Origin of the sequence: Bacteroides fluxus YIT 12057, assembly GCF_000195635.1 — a bacterium.
Classification (GTDB): Bacteria; Bacteroidota; Bacteroidia; order Bacteroidales; family Bacteroidaceae; genus Bacteroides; species Bacteroides fluxus.
The window spans coordinates 1-16,634 of the sequence record NZ_GL882613.1; the positions used below are offsets into that span (position 1 = coordinate 1).

12 protein-coding genes are annotated in these 16,634 nt (G+C 42.9%); all 12 read right to left on the minus strand.

All coding sequences use genetic code 11. The features are described from left to right. Window positions 1–258: 258 nt before the first annotated feature. A complete protein-coding gene (locus HMPREF9446_RS02840) occupies window positions 259–615 on the minus strand; it encodes a MarR family transcriptional regulator (RefSeq protein ID WP_009123892.1) in 357 nt (118 codons plus the stop codon). A gap of 58 nt (window positions 616–673) precedes the next feature. Next, on the minus strand, window positions 674–3,136 hold the full coding sequence (locus HMPREF9446_RS02845; protein ID WP_009123893.1) for an FAD-dependent oxidoreductase: 2,463 nt from the start codon (window positions 3,134–3,136) through the stop codon (window positions 674–676). Between the two features lie 190 nt (window positions 3,137–3,326). Continuing rightward, on the minus strand, window positions 3,327–4,781 hold the full coding sequence (locus tag HMPREF9446_RS02850) for a clostripain-related cysteine peptidase (RefSeq protein WP_039968359.1): 1,455 nt from the start codon (window positions 4,779–4,781) through the stop codon (window positions 3,327–3,329). A gap of 32 nt (window positions 4,782–4,813) precedes the next feature. After that, window positions 4,814–5,212 carry a hypothetical protein gene (locus tag HMPREF9446_RS02855; RefSeq protein ID WP_009123896.1) on the minus strand — a complete coding sequence of 133 codons (399 nt, stop codon included), beginning with the start codon at window positions 5,210–5,212 and terminating at the stop codon, window positions 4,814–4,816. A 122-nt stretch (window positions 5,213–5,334) separates the two neighbouring features. Continuing rightward, window positions 5,335–6,195, minus strand: a complete 861-nt coding sequence (locus HMPREF9446_RS02860; RefSeq protein ID WP_009123897.1) for a sigma-70 family RNA polymerase sigma factor — start codon at window positions 6,193–6,195, stop codon at window positions 5,335–5,337. 343 nt (window positions 6,196–6,538) lie between these two features. Next, a complete protein-coding gene (locus HMPREF9446_RS02865) occupies window positions 6,539–8,074 on the minus strand; it encodes a trypsin-like peptidase domain-containing protein (RefSeq protein ID WP_039968364.1) in 1,536 nt (511 codons plus the stop codon). A gap of 240 nt (window positions 8,075–8,314) precedes the next feature. Beyond that, window positions 8,315–9,649: a transglutaminase-like domain-containing protein gene (locus HMPREF9446_RS02870; RefSeq protein WP_009123899.1), complete on the minus strand. Its 1,335-nt coding sequence runs from the start codon at window positions 9,647–9,649 to the stop codon at window positions 8,315–8,317. 14 nt (window positions 9,650–9,663) lie between these two features. Then, complete coding sequence (locus HMPREF9446_RS02875; protein ID WP_009123900.1) at window positions 9,664–10,833, minus strand: dipeptide epimerase; 1,170 nt, start codon at window positions 10,831–10,833, stop codon at window positions 9,664–9,666. 38 nt (window positions 10,834–10,871) lie between these two features. Then, window positions 10,872–12,077, minus strand: a complete 1,206-nt coding sequence (locus tag HMPREF9446_RS02880; protein ID WP_009123902.1) for a C40 family peptidase — start codon at window positions 12,075–12,077, stop codon at window positions 10,872–10,874. 253 nt (window positions 12,078–12,330) lie between these two features. After that, complete coding sequence (locus tag HMPREF9446_RS02890) at window positions 12,331–13,653, minus strand: HlyD family secretion protein (RefSeq protein WP_009123903.1); 1,323 nt, start codon at window positions 13,651–13,653, stop codon at window positions 12,331–12,333. A gap of 2 nt (window positions 13,654–13,655) precedes the next feature. Then, the gene (locus HMPREF9446_RS02895) at window positions 13,656–15,875 is read right to left on the minus strand and encodes a peptidase domain-containing ABC transporter (RefSeq protein ID WP_039968360.1); all 2,220 of its coding nucleotides are present in this window, start codon (window positions 15,873–15,875) and stop codon (window positions 13,656–13,658) included. Beyond that, window positions 15,872–16,633 carry a hypothetical protein gene (locus HMPREF9446_RS02900; protein ID WP_148345700.1) on the minus strand — a complete coding sequence of 254 codons (762 nt, stop codon included), beginning with the start codon at window positions 16,631–16,633 and terminating at the stop codon, window positions 15,872–15,874. Before HMPREF9446_RS02900 ends, HMPREF9446_RS02895 begins: the two co-directional genes overlap by 4 nt. Window position 16,634: the final 1 nt, after the last annotated feature.

Genomic DNA, 16,634 nt, shown 5'->3' on the forward strand with positions numbered 1-16,634 from the left:
TGATGTATGGAGGAATGCTATATTTCCCCCTCAAGGTGAACTGCAAGGGGGGATATATCATCTCCATATTGGCCAAGGATAGGAAAAAACATAAAGTTAACGTCATGCCAGACAAGGAATTAACATCGTGTCAGACAAAGTGTTAATATCGTGCAGTACAATATATTAATACCGTGCCTGCACAATGTTAACTTCGTACAGACACGGTATCAATATCCCCGAAAAGCTATTTTTCAGGAATGGCAGTTGCCTTATCGGCTATACGAGCCGAACCACCTGTTGCAGTAGTTCGGGCATCTCAAAAACAGCATTTTTGATATCCGTAATCCTGCTCTTTCCTTCCACCGTCAGCGCGAAATGCATCTGGCGCTTGTCCTCCCTGCCAATGAGACGGGTAATCAGCTTTTTATCTTCCACCGAACGAATAACTTTGGATGTGTTGGAGGCGGACAATCCTAAAGCCTCCGCTATCTCACTGGAAGTAAGTTTAGGACGGTTCAACAGGGTACACAGCAGCATTCCCTCATTCAATGAAAGGTCATACAACTGCATAAATTGAACCTCAAACTCAGCAATTGCCCGATAAATATCACGGATTTTACATAAAGTATCCATATTGTTTCCTGTTTTTAGCGGTGCAAAAATAAAGAATATTCCCTTTCAAACGTCATTACTATATGAAAAGGTTGACATTGGCTTTGTCAGCACGCTCCATATAGGTTGCCACACCGCCTATGGTAACTTGATCCAGCAGTTCTTCACGCCGGATACCCATCATATCCATAGACATCTGGCAAGCAATGAACTCTACTCCCTGTGCCAATGCTTGGGAACGTAAAGACTCCAGTGAATCCACTCCTTTACGTTTCATCAGATATCGCATCATGCGGCTACCCATACCCAGCATATTCATCTGCGATAATTTGAGCTTCAGCGAACTGGACGGCAACATCATGCCGAACATCTTCCCGAAAATGTCCTTTTGTACTTTAGGCTTTTGCACTTTTTTCAGTACATTCAGTCCCCAGAAAGTGAAGAAGACGGTCACCTTCTGCCCCGTTGCAGCCGCACCATTTGCCAAGACAAATGTAGCCAGTGCCTTATCCAAGTCATCACTGAATAGAATCAGAGTCTTTCCCCTGCCTCCACCTATATGAGAGTTAGTAGGGCAAGCACAATCCGGATCACCTTTCTCTATCACAACCGTATAGCGCCCTTTTTCCTCATACTTCTCAACCAGCTTGTTCCCGGTCGTATCACACCAGGCAGAAGCATCACGGGCAAAACCGGCATCGGTCGCTACAATCTCCACACGTTCACCGACAGCGATACTGTCCATCGCTTTCTTTACCTGCATGATGGGACCGGGACACTGCAAGCCACACGCATTGATTTTCAATGTTTCTTTTTCAGATGTGGAAGCAGAAGAGGCATCCGGTTCCGGTGAAACTGGCGCGACAGAAGAAGAAGGCTCAACCAAAGATATCGGCACGGGAGCCACACTTGTGGAATATGTCTTATAACCGCCAATCAAATTGCGGACATTGCGATAACCACGCCCCATCAAAATACGTTGTGCCAGATAGCCACGTAATCCGACCGCACAGAATAGTACCACCGGCTTATCCGTAGGAATTTCGGAAAGATGCTCCCGGATTTCATCCAAAGGCATATTGACTGCCCCCGGAATAGTGCCGAAAGAATATTCCTCCGGAGTACGGGTATCTATCAACATCACCCGGTCCTTCTGCTCCACCAGTTCACGCCACGAAATAACAGGCATGGCACCACTGATGATATTGGAAGCCACATACCCTCCAATGGCTATCGGGTCTTTGGCAGAAGAGAAAGGAGGTGCGTAAGCATGTTCCGTTTCCATAAGGTCATATACCGTACCCCCGTGTTTAATCAATTCAGCTATCTGGTCGATGCGTTTATCTACACCTTCGTAACCCACACACTGTGCACCGTAAAGTTTACCGGTCCGGGGATGGAAAGTCAGCTTCAACGTCAGTGGCAAAGCGTCCGGATAATAACCGGCATGAGAAGCGGAATGAGTCACCGAACTCTGATATTCCATCCCCCACTGCTTCAAGCGCTTGGCAGCAAGCCCGGTAGATGCCACTGTCATATCGAAAACTTTGGCGATAGAGGTACCGATGGCTCCTTCGTATGAAACCGTATTGCCGGATACCATATTATCTGCTACGATACGCCCCTGGCGGTTGGCCGGATTGGCAAGGTAATTCAGCCAAGGCTTGCCCGTCAACGGATGGGGGTATTCAATGGCATCACCCACCGCATATATGTCTTTCACGGAAGTTTCCAAATGCTCGTCCACCCATATCCCTCCTGTCTCTCCTATTTTTAAACCGGCTTGTTGTGCCAGCGCCGTTGCAGGGCGTACGCCGATAGAAAGCAGCACCATATCGGCAGGTATCGTCTTGCCGCTCTTCAGGAAAACAGTGATTCCCCGGTCGGTACGCCGGAAATGAGTGACACCCTCTTCCAAATATAGAGATACTCCTTTTTGCAGCAAGTGCTGATGAATGTGGGCAGCCATCGAAAAGTCTATGGGAGCCATTACCTGATTCCCCATCTCGACAATGGAAACCGCCACACCGGCATGGTGTAAGTTTTCCGCCATCTCCAAACCAATGAAACCGGCACCTACCACAACGGCACGCTTCACATGATTGTCGGTTATATAAGCTTTGATACGGTCGGTATCTTCCACATTGCGCAGGGTAAAGATGCCTTCGGAATGAATACCTTCCAGTAGCGGTTTCACCGGATTGGCTCCCGGCGACAGCAAAAGCTTGTCGTAACTTTCTTCATACTCTTCCCCACCGGCACGCCGTATAGTCAAAGTTTTAGTTGCAGGGTGGATGGCAAGCACTTCATTCTGCACCCGTACATCAATACGAAAACGCTTTCCGAAAGATTCGGGAGTTTGCACCAGCAGTTTCTCGCGATCGGTTATGACCCCACCTATATAATAAGGTAAACCACAGTTCGCATAAGAGATATGAGGGCCTTTTTCCAATAAAATGATTTCGGACATTTCATCTACTCTCCTCAGTCGGGCGGCAGCGGTTGCTCCACCTGCTACACCGCCAATGATTACATATTTCATAATTATTCAGCTTTTTATAATTTGATGATGCAAATAAAGCAATAATTTCTTATATTAAATAATTTCCATTGGAAAATAATGTTAACTGAATAATATTCCATGAGATACGGATAAAAAAAACGTATTTGCATAAATAGAGAAATCTACCTTATGCAAATACGCGTGTTACCTACAAAGCCGGATATATGCTTTACCAACCAAGTTTAGAGAGTCCTGCTGCCTGATACCATCCGGTCTTCTCATAAGCATTACGTGCGGCAGGCTTATTGGAAGCAGGAATATAGTGGGAAACGCCATTGCTACCTTCCATCGAAAACATGCGGGCAAAAGCGGAATAATTCATGGGGGTCGTATTCCAATAGGCCACCGCAGCATCATAAACTTGTTTCCATTCAGTAAAACCTGCAGGATCGGTAAGATGTTGCATCATGGCTACCATATCGTAATAACCAATGTGCCCACTGCCTGAGCGCCGGTCATAATCAAAAACAGAAGAACGGAGCCCGGAGGTGTCTCCCGGAAGCAGAACTTGCCTGGTCACGGCTGCCAACTGCTCCAACCGGGCTGTATTCAAAACGCAAATAGACACTCCACCCGTCCAATTAGTATTACTGATGCCCGATCCTCCATTATAAATGGAATTATAGGCGTCAAAATAGACTTCGGCCATCTTTACAATGGCATCATCCATGAACATATAAGGAATGACCTTATCATAAGGTGCGCCCGGTCCCGGAGTCTCGGTAGGCGAAGCGATATAATAATCTGTATAGTTGCGAAGTTCATACGCCACTTCTACAGATTGCATAAAGCAAGCGTCGAACATCAGAAAATCAAAGCGGGGAGCATACTCCATGATTTGCACGAAATCGGAAAGATTCATGCGGTTATCACTATTATTACCCGTATCCTGCCCTATCCAACGGGTGGAAGGTACCGGATAAGGAATCCAACCGTCACAGTGGGACCAATAAATCAATCCGTAACTTTCCGACTTATACTGTTCATTGGCAAAGACATCACCAAAAACTTCCAAAGTTTCCGCTATTCCCGTAGAATTACGGTCGGGATAAGTCTTTATCGTTTTCTCCACGCCAACTCCATTCTGAGAAGAAATTTCAATCAACCGAGCTCCACCGCCCATATCTACATAGACCAACAGGTGCATTAAATCGGACACAACGGAAGCCATGCCCCGCTTCATTTCCTCCAAGTCGCTTTTAGCCAAAGCCGCCAAACTGTTATCAGCCACTACATAGGCCAATACAGTACGCTTTGCTGCCGGTTCCGAACCGGAGGAAGGTTTGCCTTTCGCCACATAGACATCACATGAAACCGCATCCCCTCCTCCTTTTGCAATGGCAGTAACGGTGGTTTTTCCCGGTTTCAGTGCCGTCAGGACTCCTTCCTTGCTTACGGTCGCTACGCTTCCATCTTCGGATGTCCACTCAATCCGCCTATCAGTAGCGTCGGACGGTTCTATGGTAACTATAAACTGCGCATCCTTATTCTCTTCTATGAGAAGCATTTCTTTATCCAACATGATGCTTTCCACCGGCACGACAGTCTCATGGGTGTCGGCACAAGAAGAAAGAAAGCATAAAGAACTTACCAATATTCCAAAAAAGAAAGATTTACAGTTCATAGTCTTTGCATTTTAATGGTCCAGTCTTGAATTTATTCCTGAGGCTTCTTGAAAGTAAAGGCGGAAGGCTCAACGGCTTGCAGAACCAAACCGCTTCCTTTCTTGTATTTGCCCTTTATCTTGGAGGCTTCTTTCTCCAGTTTCTTTTTATTTTCTGAAAAATAAATCATACAGGTATAGTCCGGTTTATTTAAATCATATTCCAGATAATTCTTCAGCTGATAAGCATACAAGTCACGCTTCGGCAGGAAACCGGCCTTGTCCAGTCCAACGCTGTCCAGAACTTGAATCTCCGTATAATATACTACCGAATCATTGAAAGAAGCAGCTACACCGAATGCATACACAGGCTTCTCGTTACTTTTGAGAGTAAATGAGGAAAAAAACATGAAAGCCAAAGTTATGGCAAAAAATATACGAACGTACTTCATGAATTAAGAATTATGAATTAAGAATATAAGAATCGCGACAAAGATATAAAAAAAACCGCATGCCTAACCAAGACATACGGTTTTTTAATTCCTTCCATTTGTCGGAAATTGATATTTCTTATTTATCCCAAATAAGATTTGAGCAATTTGCTACGATTACTTTGTCTTAATCTTCTAATAGCTTTTTCCTTAATCTGACGTACACGTTCACGGGTAAGACCGAATTTGTCGCCGATTTCTTCCAGTGTCATTTCCTGTTGTCCGATACCGAAAAACATCTGTATGATTTCTTTTTCGCGCTCGGTTAACGTAGAAAGAGCTCTATCAATTTCCCTCGCAAGAGACTCGTTCACCAACGAGCGGTCGGCCATAGGGGAGTCATCGTTGACCAACACATCGAGCAAGCTGTTGTCTTCTCCCTCTACGAAAGGCGCGTCCACCGAAATGTGGCGTCCGGATACCTTCAACGTATCGGAAATCTTGTCAACAGGGATTTCCAGCTCATCCGCAAGTTCCTCGGGAGACGGACGGCGCTCGTTTTCCTGTTCAAACTTAGAAAAGGCCTTACTGATTTTATTCAATGAGCCTACCTGGTTCAACGGAAGACGGACAATACGTGACTGCTCTGCCAAAGCTTGCAAAATAGACTGGCGTATCCACCATACTGCATAGCTGATAAACTTGAAACCACGTGTTTCATCAAACTTTTCGGCAGCCTTGATCAGTCCTAAATTACCCTCATTGATCAAGTCGGGCAAACTCAAGCCTTGGTTCTGATACTGTTTGGCTACAGATACAACGAAACGCAGATTGGCACGTGTCAGCTTTTCAAGCGCAATACGGTCACCCTTGCGGATGCGCTGAGCGAGCTCCACCTCTTCTTCGACGGTAATGAGGTCTTCGCGACCGATTTCCTGCAAATACTTGTCAAGAGAAGCGCTCTCTCTGTTAGTGATACTTTTTGTAATTTTTAGTTGTCTCATTCTTATAAAACAGATTTGGGTTGCAAAGTTACGACATTTTATTTTGTTACAACAATCTCATCCTAACTTTTTCACCTAATTTATATCTTATCCTTAATAACAAAAGGATGTCGACAAGTATTTTGCCGACACCCTCTTTTTCGTTTTTGTTTGCTTTAATTACAATCCTTTCGACTATCAACGATGTACAATGTACAAATTACAAGGGGGATGAAAGTTGCTGCATTATGATATAATCCTACAATGATTATACCTATCTATATATTATCCAATACCTATTACTTCAAAACCACTTCCAACCATACTTCACGAACTGTAAATCGTACATTGTAATCGTCCCCCTTTATTCCTGGGTCAAATCAACCGCATACATTGCACGTTTTCCTGACGGGAACATACCGGTAATGAAGAGCCCCTGTTCAGGAGACTTCCGTGCTTCCTTCATCGCCTTTTCCAGATCCTCTACGGTTCTCATAGGCTGTCCGTTGGCTTTCAAGATAATAAAGCCTTTGCGAATACCGGCATCAGCCATCTTGCCGTTGGTAACTCCTGTCACTTCCAGACCGTAACCTAAGTTGAGCTGCTTCTTCAATTCTGAAGATACAGGCTTGAAGGCCGCACCCAAGATTTCCATTCCGGCATCTTTTACCACTTTCGTAGTGCCTTGCTCGTTCTTCAAAGTGATTTCCACCGTCTTTTCTTTCTTTTCACGCAATACGGTCACATTGATCTTGTCACCCGGACGATGCTTGGCAAGTTCTTCCTGCAAATCGGCAAAACGATGTATCTTTCTTCCGTCAATGGCTATGATCACATCATTCTCTTTCAAAATACCGGCAGAAGAACCGCCTTCAGTCACTTCACGGACCCAGATACCCTCTTTGATACCCAATTCTTTGGCTTTCTCCTTGATTTCCTTGATAACCTTATTCTCTTCGTCCACGGCAAGACCCATATTCAAGTCTGTACATACTACACCGAGCAATGCACGCTGTACGGTACCATATTGCTTCAGGTCGGCGATAACCTTTGTCATGATGCTGGTAGGAATAGCAAAACCATAGCCGGAATATGCACCGGTAGGCGAATACAGCATCGCATTGATACCCACCAGCTCACCTTTCGCATTGACCAGCGCACCGCCACTGTTACCGGAATTGATAGCTGCGTCTGTCTGGATGAAAGACTGGATATTGGCAGCCTGTCCGTTGGCAGCGCCACCGCCTATGGAACGCGCTTTGGCACTGACAATACCGGCAGTGACAGTAGAGTTCAGATTGAACGGATTACCTACCGCCAACACCCACTCGCCTACTTTCAATGCATCGGAATTTCCTACCGGGATAGTGGGGAAATCATCGCCCTCAATCTTTATCAGAGCCAAATCCGTTGCAGGATCCGTACCGATGATACGGCCTTTCAACTCACGTTCATCATTCAACTTGACAGCAATTTCGTCAGCCCCTTCCACCACGTGGTTATTCGTCACGATGTATCCGTCTTTAGAGATAATGACACCGGAACCGAAACCTACACGGGGTTGGGTCTGTATCTGACGCTGCTGGCCACGTCCGTCTCCAAAGAAGAAATCGAAAATATCGGGCATTCCCTGTACCGTCTGCGTTTTTCCCAATTGGGTAGCACGTATATGAACCACCGCATGAACAGAGTTTTCTGCCGCTTGTGTCAAGTCTACAGGCTGGGCATCCGTTGCATGGAAAGCTGCCAATTGTACATTATCAGGATTTTGCTGAAACAACTCGCTGAACGCAGCAGGTCTTTCTCTATTCAGCAACTTATAGGTAGTAATACCCGCAACTCCTGAGCTGAGGAGTACGATAGCCGCAACTCCAAGGATGTTTTTTGTTGTCTGTTTCATATTCATCTTTATTCTTTTAACTGTTAATATTCATATTCCGTTTAACATTTCGACGTTAAAATAACAACAAAAAACGTTCAGTTATTCCGCCTGTCACTCTTTTTTGTTCTCTTTTAACAGTGAATATTTAGGGCTTAACAGCGGTTAACGGCAAGGACTGACAAATTAGCATTTATGTACGATTACTGACTGTTAAAAGACTGACATATAGGAATTAAAAAAGAAGAGAAGTATGATACCCTAATAATTGAGGTAATCAATGTCCATGTGATAGTCCCACTGCGGGAAATAAAGGTTGCCTCCCTCCCATTCCACTTCACCGCGCTGGAAATCGACCGTCTCGCTACGCGGATATTTCTTTGCCGGAACCAGCGGCATGCCATAGTCCGTATTCACAATCATACGCCAGGAGTCTATACCTCCCAGGAAAAAGTACTCCTCATCGGCATTGCGCGCAAAGGTGGGGATACCGAACGACTGGTCAACAGGTACCCATCCCACACCTTCAAAATAGACTTCCGCCCAGTCGTGAAGATTCCATGCACGCGGGTGCATCATGAATCCGCTTTGGAAATGCGCCGGAATGCCGCTGATGCGGCAGAGCGTGATGAACAGCAGGCTGACCTGCCCGCAATCGCCGTGACGATTATCGAGTACATATTCCGGAATATTTTCGATGGTGGAATATTCGCGTGCGGACGCCCACGGGAAATTGTCATTCACCCAACGGAAGATGCGTTTCGCCTTCAGATAAGGATTGGTCTCACCGGCTGTCAATCTGGCAGCAAGTTCACGCAAACGGGGCGAAAAGATAATATGTTTCTCACGTTCGGCTGTATATTCTTTATATAAGGTAGAAGTTGTATCGTAAGGTTGTACATCTTCCGGCTTCAAATCAAACCATTCACCGCTGGAGGTATATTCAAAGGTTTCCGAGAATACGGTAGGCTCTCCCTGCACGGCACGTTTTTCCATATAGAGAGTGCTATGGCGGCAATCTTGGGGCGAAAAGGTATATTCCGGCTCACTGGCAGATATAAACTTCACATCCTGTTGACGTGCCTGATCGGCACGGGGAAACGGCAGCCAGCAACGGATGATTTTTCCGGCGGGCACGGCGTTGGTATCCACGGTCAGAGTATAAGTGACACGCATCCGTTTGGGAGCAGCAATGGATTTCCCTTCTTTCTTGACCGCAGCAATAATCTCGGGCAGGTTTTCCATATTCACTTTTTCGCTGCCTCCTAAAGCGGTTCCTTCTTTTGCTATTTTAATATCATAACAGGCAGAATCCACACGGAACAAATTGGGACCGGCATTACGGAAATAGCGTTTTTCTCCATCCAAGGTCATGCATTCCAACGCCTTGGAAGCTTCCCATTGGCGTATCTGTTCATCCGTAACATCAGGAATATACTTGCGGATATAATCTTTCACTTGAGTTTCTGTCATACAGAAATCTGTAAGCAGGCGCTGGTGTAAATCGTCGTCCCAACTATACGGCTTACTTGCCGGCTTCGTATTACAGGCAGAAGCCAAAAGAAACAAGGCAATAGCATATAATAACTTTTTCATAATAGTAGAGAGGATTATAGTTTTACAACTCCAATACCCGGTAAATCAGGTAACGTTATCTTGCCTTTCACCACTTCCATTCCTTTGAATCGGTCATTAGCAATCAACAGGTTTCCATCCAAGTCGGCAAAGTCAACTGCCGGAGAGAATTGGGCGGCAGCAGAACAAGCGCAAGAGGTTTCAGTCATACAGCCTACCATAGCACGCATGCCCAAAGCATGTGCAAGATTCACCATTTTCCAACCTTCACGCATACCGGTACATTTCATTAATTTGATGTTGATACCTGTAAATGCACCTTTCAATGCAGCTACATCTTTCAGGCGTTGTACTGATTCATCGGCAAATATCGGTAACGGACTTTGCTGAGTTACCCAAGCGATATCGTCTAATTGTTCCTTCGGCATGGGCTGTTCTATCATGACAATGCCTTTTTCTTTCAACCAGTGAATCATATCGAGTGCATACTTCCGGTCGGTCCATCCTTGATTGGCATCTACAGCTATCGGAAGGGTGGTAACCGAGCGTATGGTTTCAATCATCTCTTTGTCGTTTTCCCGTCCTAATTTCACTTTGAGGATATTAAACTTTCCGGCACATTCTTTTGTCTTCTCGCGCACTACCTCCGGGGTGTCTATGCCGATAGTAAATGTAGTAGAAGGCGTTTTTTCTTTATCCAAGCCCCATATCTTGTACCATGGAGCTTGCAGCATCTTACCCACAAGATCGTGAAGGGCTATATCTACCGCAGTTTTGGCAGCGGCATCCCCGGGAGAAAGGCTGTCGATATAAGCCAGAATATCTTCCAGTTGATAAGGATCGGAAAACTGGCCGATAGTATCCTGTACCTTCTTTAAGAAAGCCAGCACGCTATCCATCGTACCTAACTCATGCTGTAAATAAGGAGGCATGGAGGCTTCACCATAGCCGGTGATTCCATCATATTCTATCTCCACTTGCACATCCGGAGTAGTAGTACGTGAGTAGGTAGCCACTGTAAACACATGACGCAGTTTCAGTTCATAAGGGAAAAAACGTAGCTTCATCCTTGGAACAATCCCGCTTTTATTGATATTGAACAAAGCGGGAACCTTGCCTTCTGCCGCAAAAACACCGTTAAGGGCTACACCAGAGCCAAGTGCGGCAAAAGCAGCGGTTTTCAGAAAGTCTCTTCTGTTTTGCATATAGTATTCTATTTAATGATTAATTGCCAATGTTCCGGCTACCATTTATAGTATGGGTTAGTAGCTGTTGTATTCAGCGGTGCTTCCTTATTTATATAAGGTAATACACGGGTTGCAAACAAGAGACGTCCGAGATTATATTCATCAAACAATTCATCGGCAGGTTCGAAACTGCTGACGTGCACATCCCCCTGCGAATGGATGAAACGTTTATTACCTATATACATGCCTACATGTACAACACGTTCCTTACGGTCGGGCGTCGCCTTGCGTCCAAAGAAAATCAAATCACCGGGTTGCAGATTACCAAAGTCCGGAGCAATATCGATATGCTCGCCTACGTATGCTTGCTGGGATGCATCACGCGGAATAATAATGTCGTGCATGAAAAGTATGGTACGCATGAATCCGCTGCAATCCACTCCTTTGGAAGAAGTACCTGCCCAAAGATAAGGTACGCCCATCAATGTGTGAGCAGTACGGATAATGCCGGCTGCATCTTGCTTCAAACCTGCACGCCATTTTTTCTCGGGCATAGAAATGGATTTAGAGATATAACCACGACGGCCATCAGGATAAGTCACTTTATAATAAGCGCCTTTGGTTCCCTCCCACTTCAAACGATTACCCGCCACAACATCTGAAACAGTTTGTGAATTTTGATCAGGCCGGGAATAAACAAACCCATAATGTGAAGTCACCACTATTTTTTCTGCATTATTCCACGCAGTCAATTCTGCTTTGGTAACAGGGTGAATACCAACCGAGTGAACCCACGCTATGTAGTTGTCGGGGGTCTGAATACGATACCAGCCATTGCGTTGAAGTACCCGGATAGGCATACCCATCAATCCTTGGGTCATCATCTCCGAGGAGAAATCAGGATCTACACGCAGATTAGCTACTGATACATTTACAATACCGTAGGTTTTACTTTCCAAGCCTTCTTCATCAGGCAGGAGTTGCAGGCAATCCATCACTTTGTAGTTTGCTTTTGCCAATCCCTGCAACAATGCGGCTTTCGCTTCTGCTGAAGTTGTAACACCACGCAGCATCACATTTTTACCGGCAAAAGAATAATCTACATCGAACAAAGCCACACGCTTGTCCGGAGCATACACACGTTTCAAACTGTCAGAGAGCTGGGTCACTTCCATAGGAACAGTACGGTCACCGACTTCCGAAGCAAACGTAAAAAAGGGAATAAAGAGAAATAAAGCCAAAACAGAGGATAAGTTTTTCATGGACTATATTGATTTGGGAGTTGTTAGTGTTAGCAAAGCTACAAAATATTTCCAAAACAGACACATATTTTCAGAGAATTTAAGAATTAAACTCCTGTTTGAATTTTCCTCAAAAAGCTTTTTTCAATTCCTTTTGAATTTGTTTTCGGTCTGTTGTAAGTCAAATTACGCCATAAGTCAATCTATCACAGCGGATAAGGCTTTACAACCACCTTCAAAAACAAAATCTGCCGGGCTATTATACTCAAAATAATCATTTGTGGATTAGGTATTTGAAGGGGCGAAGAAGATGTTCCAATAAAGACAATTCATTAACTGCAATTTCTGCCTCGCCTGTCAATTCTCCCGGAAAAGGAATTGCCTTGCGATAAATACTAGTCAATGCTTTCGGAAAAGCAACATCTACAATTCCGAATCGTTCTATACCCGTAGCGCTTTGTTTTTCCATAGGGATAAGGTATATATCTCCTACTACTCCTTCAAGTAATCCAAACTCCATATAAGGATATTCATTAAGCTTGATTATGACTCTTTGACCTCTTTTTATCTTTCCGGCACCAGTCACCGGTATTTTACATTTTCCTATAATTCTTCCCGAGTTATGAGGTACAATAGAAAAACTTTTCTCACCGACAGCAATTGGCTGACCCTTTCCCCAGTAAGCAGAAAAACTAACAATTCCATTAGAAGGTGCTTTAAGCAAATAGGTTTGCTCCCAATTCCATAAATAGCTTCGCAATTGTTCGTATGCAACTCTAATATTAGTGCGGTAGTTTTCGCTCTGCATATTTATTTCCGCAGTATATTCATCAATAGATTGCCTAAGTCTTAGAATTGAAATATTCCCTTGAATAGCATTTTGCTTAACTTGCTCTAACTGTATCTTTCCATTTAAAACTTTCATTTCCGACTCTTCTTTTTCAATGGCCATGGCTGCCTGATTAGAAAACAGAATAGAGTCGCGTTGGTACTGCTTTTTATTGATAATAGAATATTGAGAATACAAATCAACTTGCTTCTGGGCTTGGCGTACCAGTTTTTCTTGCTCAGCCAATTCTTTTTGCATTGAAGCTATTTTTATCTCATGAATATTATTTTTTACAAAAACAAGATAATCATTCAATAGTTTGACAAGTTGTGCATAGTCTTTTTGCAACTCACCTACTTTCAACTCCTGTTGAGGTACATATATATCTTCTATTGCAAATGAAACTATAAACTTCCGAATAGAGTCTAATGCTTCATTCAATTTTTCAATGTCATCAATGTGTGCCGTATTATGGATAACGGCAATTAGGTCTCCTTTTTTTATGAAATCATGATTTTTCACATAAATAGAATCTATATTGCCAGAACTTTTTGCTACAATCCATACAGAAGGGTGTTCTGTAGTAATGGTGATGGATGCTTTCACCGTTTCAGGATATCTGAAGAAATAACTTCCTAACACAAGCAGAGCTAGAATACAAGAAAAAAGAGTTATTCCCCACCTGATAAGCCATCCAGGAAGAGTCCCTAATAACTCCTGGATAGCTTCATGTCTTAATTCAATCTTTTTATTCTTTAACTCACTCATATCTATAACTCCAATTGATTTTTAACCAGATTATAGTAAACACCTTTCGATGCCAACAGCTTTTGATGGGTTCCTATCTCGGCTACCTCACCCGATTTTAATACAATAATCTGATCGGCATATTTTACAGTACTAAGGCGGTGTGCCACAATGACAGAGGTCCTTCCGCTGAAAAAGTGATACATATTTTCTATAACCTTTCTTTCATTATTAGCATCAAGGGCATTTGTAGCTTCATCAAAAAATATAAACTCCGGAGCTTTGTAAATAGCCCGTGCTATGAGCAGGCGTTGTCTTTGTCCTTGACTCACCCCACATCCTTCCGGCCCTATCTTGGTATTGTAGGCTGAAGGCATCTGCTCTATAAATTCATGTATATTGGCCGAATTAGCAGCACAATACAACTTGTCTTTATCAATACGAGCATCGCTAATAGCTATATTTTCGGCTACAGTTGCCGAGAAAAGAGAACCATCTTGCATCACAGCTGCACATTTTGAACGCCAATATTTGGCATTGAGATTCTTTAGGTTAGTATCGCCTATGAAAATATCGCCATATTGTGGTTCATAATATCCTAATAATAGTTTTATCAAAGTGGTTTTTCCACTTCCACTTTCACCTACTATGGCTGTAATTTTATTATGTGGTATGCTTATTGATATGTTTTTCAAAACAGGAGCAATCTTTTCTCCTAAATAACCGAATGTGACATTTTTTAAAAATATATTCCTATTAACTTTAGGCAGTTCCGGAATCCGCAATTCATCAGTCTGGTCCTCATCCTGCTGAAAGTGAACTTCACCTAGTCGTTCCAAACTCATTTTGGCATCTTGGTAAGAATGAACAAAGCCAATAAAGGAAGAAACCGGCCCCTTCAATTGCCCTATAATATAAGACAAAGACATCATCATACCCAAAGTTATATTTCCGTTGATAACTAAATAGGCCGAGAATACGGACAAAATAATATTAGTGACGTTGGATAAAAAAAAAGCACCGGTTGATTGGATTTGGCTGACAGACAACCCTTTGATTTCTAAATGGAACAGGTCGGCTTGAATACCTTCCCACTTATTTCTCATTCTCTGTTCACATCCATAAAGTTTTATTTCTTCGGCTCCAGTAATAATTTCAATCAAACTGGATTGATTTCTCGAAGATCGTTCAAAATGTTTAAAGTCCAATTCTCTCCTTATCTTTAAAAAAAGCATTACCCAACCTACATACAATGCATGCCCCATAATAAAAACAAGTAACATGTATAAATTGTAATATCCAAGAATAATGGAAAAAACAAAGAAATTGAGAAAAGAAAACACTGTGCCAAGAGTTGTTGAAGTAAAGAAACTTTGTATGCGTGAATGATCACCTATACGCTGCATGATATCACCTGTATTTTTAGACTCAAAGAAGTTGATCGGGAGTTTCAACATTTTGGCCAGAAAATCAGAAACCAATGCTATGTTGACTCTTGATATTACATGTAGGAATATCCAGCTTTGTATAAATCCAATTCCCAATTCGCTGAACGATAGTATCAATTGAGCAGCAAGAACCAAGTAAATGAAATTCAAGTTACTATTCATAATGCCCAAATCAACCACAGATTGGGATAAGAAAGGAAATATGAATGAGAACAACATACTTAAAGCCATTCCTAAAAAGACTTGATAGAATAACCTTCTATAGGGTTTTAAGTAACTGAAGAAATACAGCAATTTAACTTTATTGTTACTTTCCGCATGCGCGTCAGGATGAAAGAAGGCTAGTGTAGGAACAACAAGGAGGAAGGTTCCCTTTTCCTCTCCATCTTTGCGGTCGGAAATCCAACCATTCAGAAATTCTTCTACTGTGTATTTTACACAGTCAAAAGCAGGATTGGCTACATAAATATACCCACTCCATTTGCCTTGCTTATCTTTCTTAAGCTTAGTTTTATATACAACAACAAAATGATATCCTCGCCAATGTACAATACAAGGGAGAATTGCTTTTTCCGCAAATCGACCGAACGAGCTTTTTACGGCTGTGCAACGAAAACCAATATACTCGGCTGCATCATTGATTCCTAGCAGCGGAACACCATTCTTGCTGGCATAGCACAATTCGCGTAGGTAACCCAGTTCAAAATTTCGCCCATAGAATCGTGCAATCATTCGCAAGCAGGAAGGACCACAATCCGCAGAATCCAATTGTCGGTATAAAGGGAACTTTTTCATGCATTTTTCTCCTCAAATTCTTTCACAATCATTTCCTCGGGGGTAACAACCCCTAAGTCTTGAAAGCACCTTCCTCTTTTACTGTTAATGACTCGCAAACAAATGGGCGAGAAAAGATATAAATGCTTGCAACGACGGCATTTTTCAGTCTCAAACCATGGTACACTCAACGCTTGTTCACGTTGCTGCTCATCCCATTCTATTGTACCGTCGTTTGCCAATTTTCCCCAAAGTTCCGAATCTTTTTTTCCAGGCTCACCACTATAAACATCTCCATTATTTAGTATCACATATCGATACAAGCGTGGTAGGTTTAGCGAACAACATTTATCATCACCTACTTCTTTTGCTTCTTGTTGTCTGAATGAGATACCATTCTGTTTGCATTGTTTTTCAACATAAGCAGCTACAGGAGTGAAAACCTCCTCATAAAAACTTAAAGTTTTTTCTTCAGTAGAATCTAAATGCAACGTAGGAGGATGAATTGTATTTATTATATCAAAAAGATGTTTCTGTATTGCAACAACCAGCAGTTCCATGCTTTGCACTTCTTTATTCTGGCAAAGAGTGATATGAACATCCGAACAATAAACAACTTCTTTATTATATTTGAAGCGCAGATTAGCAATTTCATCTATTCCCTCTTTTACAAAGAACCCACATTCTTTGAAATGCCGGAAGACTGTTGGAAATCCCAATTCAAAACTAATAGGATCAGCAAACTCTATTTGAATACGCTCATGTTCTGCCTTACTCATG

Excerpts from the sequence above, each read along its gene's own strand:
- HMPREF9446_RS02875 (WP_009123900.1), bottom strand. The coding sequence starts at position 10,833 with ATGCAAAACAGAAGAGACTTTCTGAAAACCGCTGCTTTTGCCGCACTT.
- HMPREF9446_RS02860 (WP_009123897.1), bottom strand. The coding sequence starts at position 6,195 with ATGAGACAACTAAAAATTACAAAAAGTATCACTAACAGAGAGAGCGCT.
- HMPREF9446_RS02895 (WP_039968360.1), bottom strand. The coding sequence starts at position 15,875 with ATGAAAAAGTTCCCTTTATACCGACAATTGGATTCTGCGGATTGTGGT.
- HMPREF9446_RS02840 (WP_009123892.1), bottom strand. The coding sequence starts at position 615 with ATGGATACTTTATGTAAAATCCGTGATATTTATCGGGCAATTGCTGAG.
- HMPREF9446_RS02880 (WP_009123902.1), bottom strand. The coding sequence starts at position 12,077 with ATGAAAAACTTATCCTCTGTTTTGGCTTTATTTCTCTTTATTCCCTTT.
- HMPREF9446_RS02870 (WP_009123899.1), bottom strand. The coding sequence starts at position 9,649 with ATGAAAAAGTTATTATATGCTATTGCCTTGTTTCTTTTGGCTTCTGCC.
- HMPREF9446_RS02855 (WP_009123896.1), bottom strand. The coding sequence starts at position 5,212 with ATGAAGTACGTTCGTATATTTTTTGCCATAACTTTGGCTTTCATGTTT.
- HMPREF9446_RS02845 (WP_009123893.1), bottom strand. The coding sequence starts at position 3,136 with ATGAAATATGTAATCATTGGCGGTGTAGCAGGTGGAGCAACCGCTGCC.
- HMPREF9446_RS02890 (WP_009123903.1), bottom strand. The coding sequence starts at position 13,653 with ATGAGTGAGTTAAAGAATAAAAAGATTGAATTAAGACATGAAGCTATC.
- HMPREF9446_RS02865 (WP_039968364.1), bottom strand. The coding sequence starts at position 8,074 with ATGAAACAGACAACAAAAAACATCCTTGGAGTTGCGGCTATCGTACTC.
- HMPREF9446_RS02850 (WP_039968359.1), bottom strand. The coding sequence starts at position 4,781 with ATGAACTGTAAATCTTTCTTTTTTGGAATATTGGTAAGTTCTTTATGC.
- HMPREF9446_RS02900 (WP_148345700.1), bottom strand. The coding sequence starts at position 16,633 with ATGAGTAAGGCAGAACATGAGCGTATTCAAATAGAGTTTGCTGATCCT.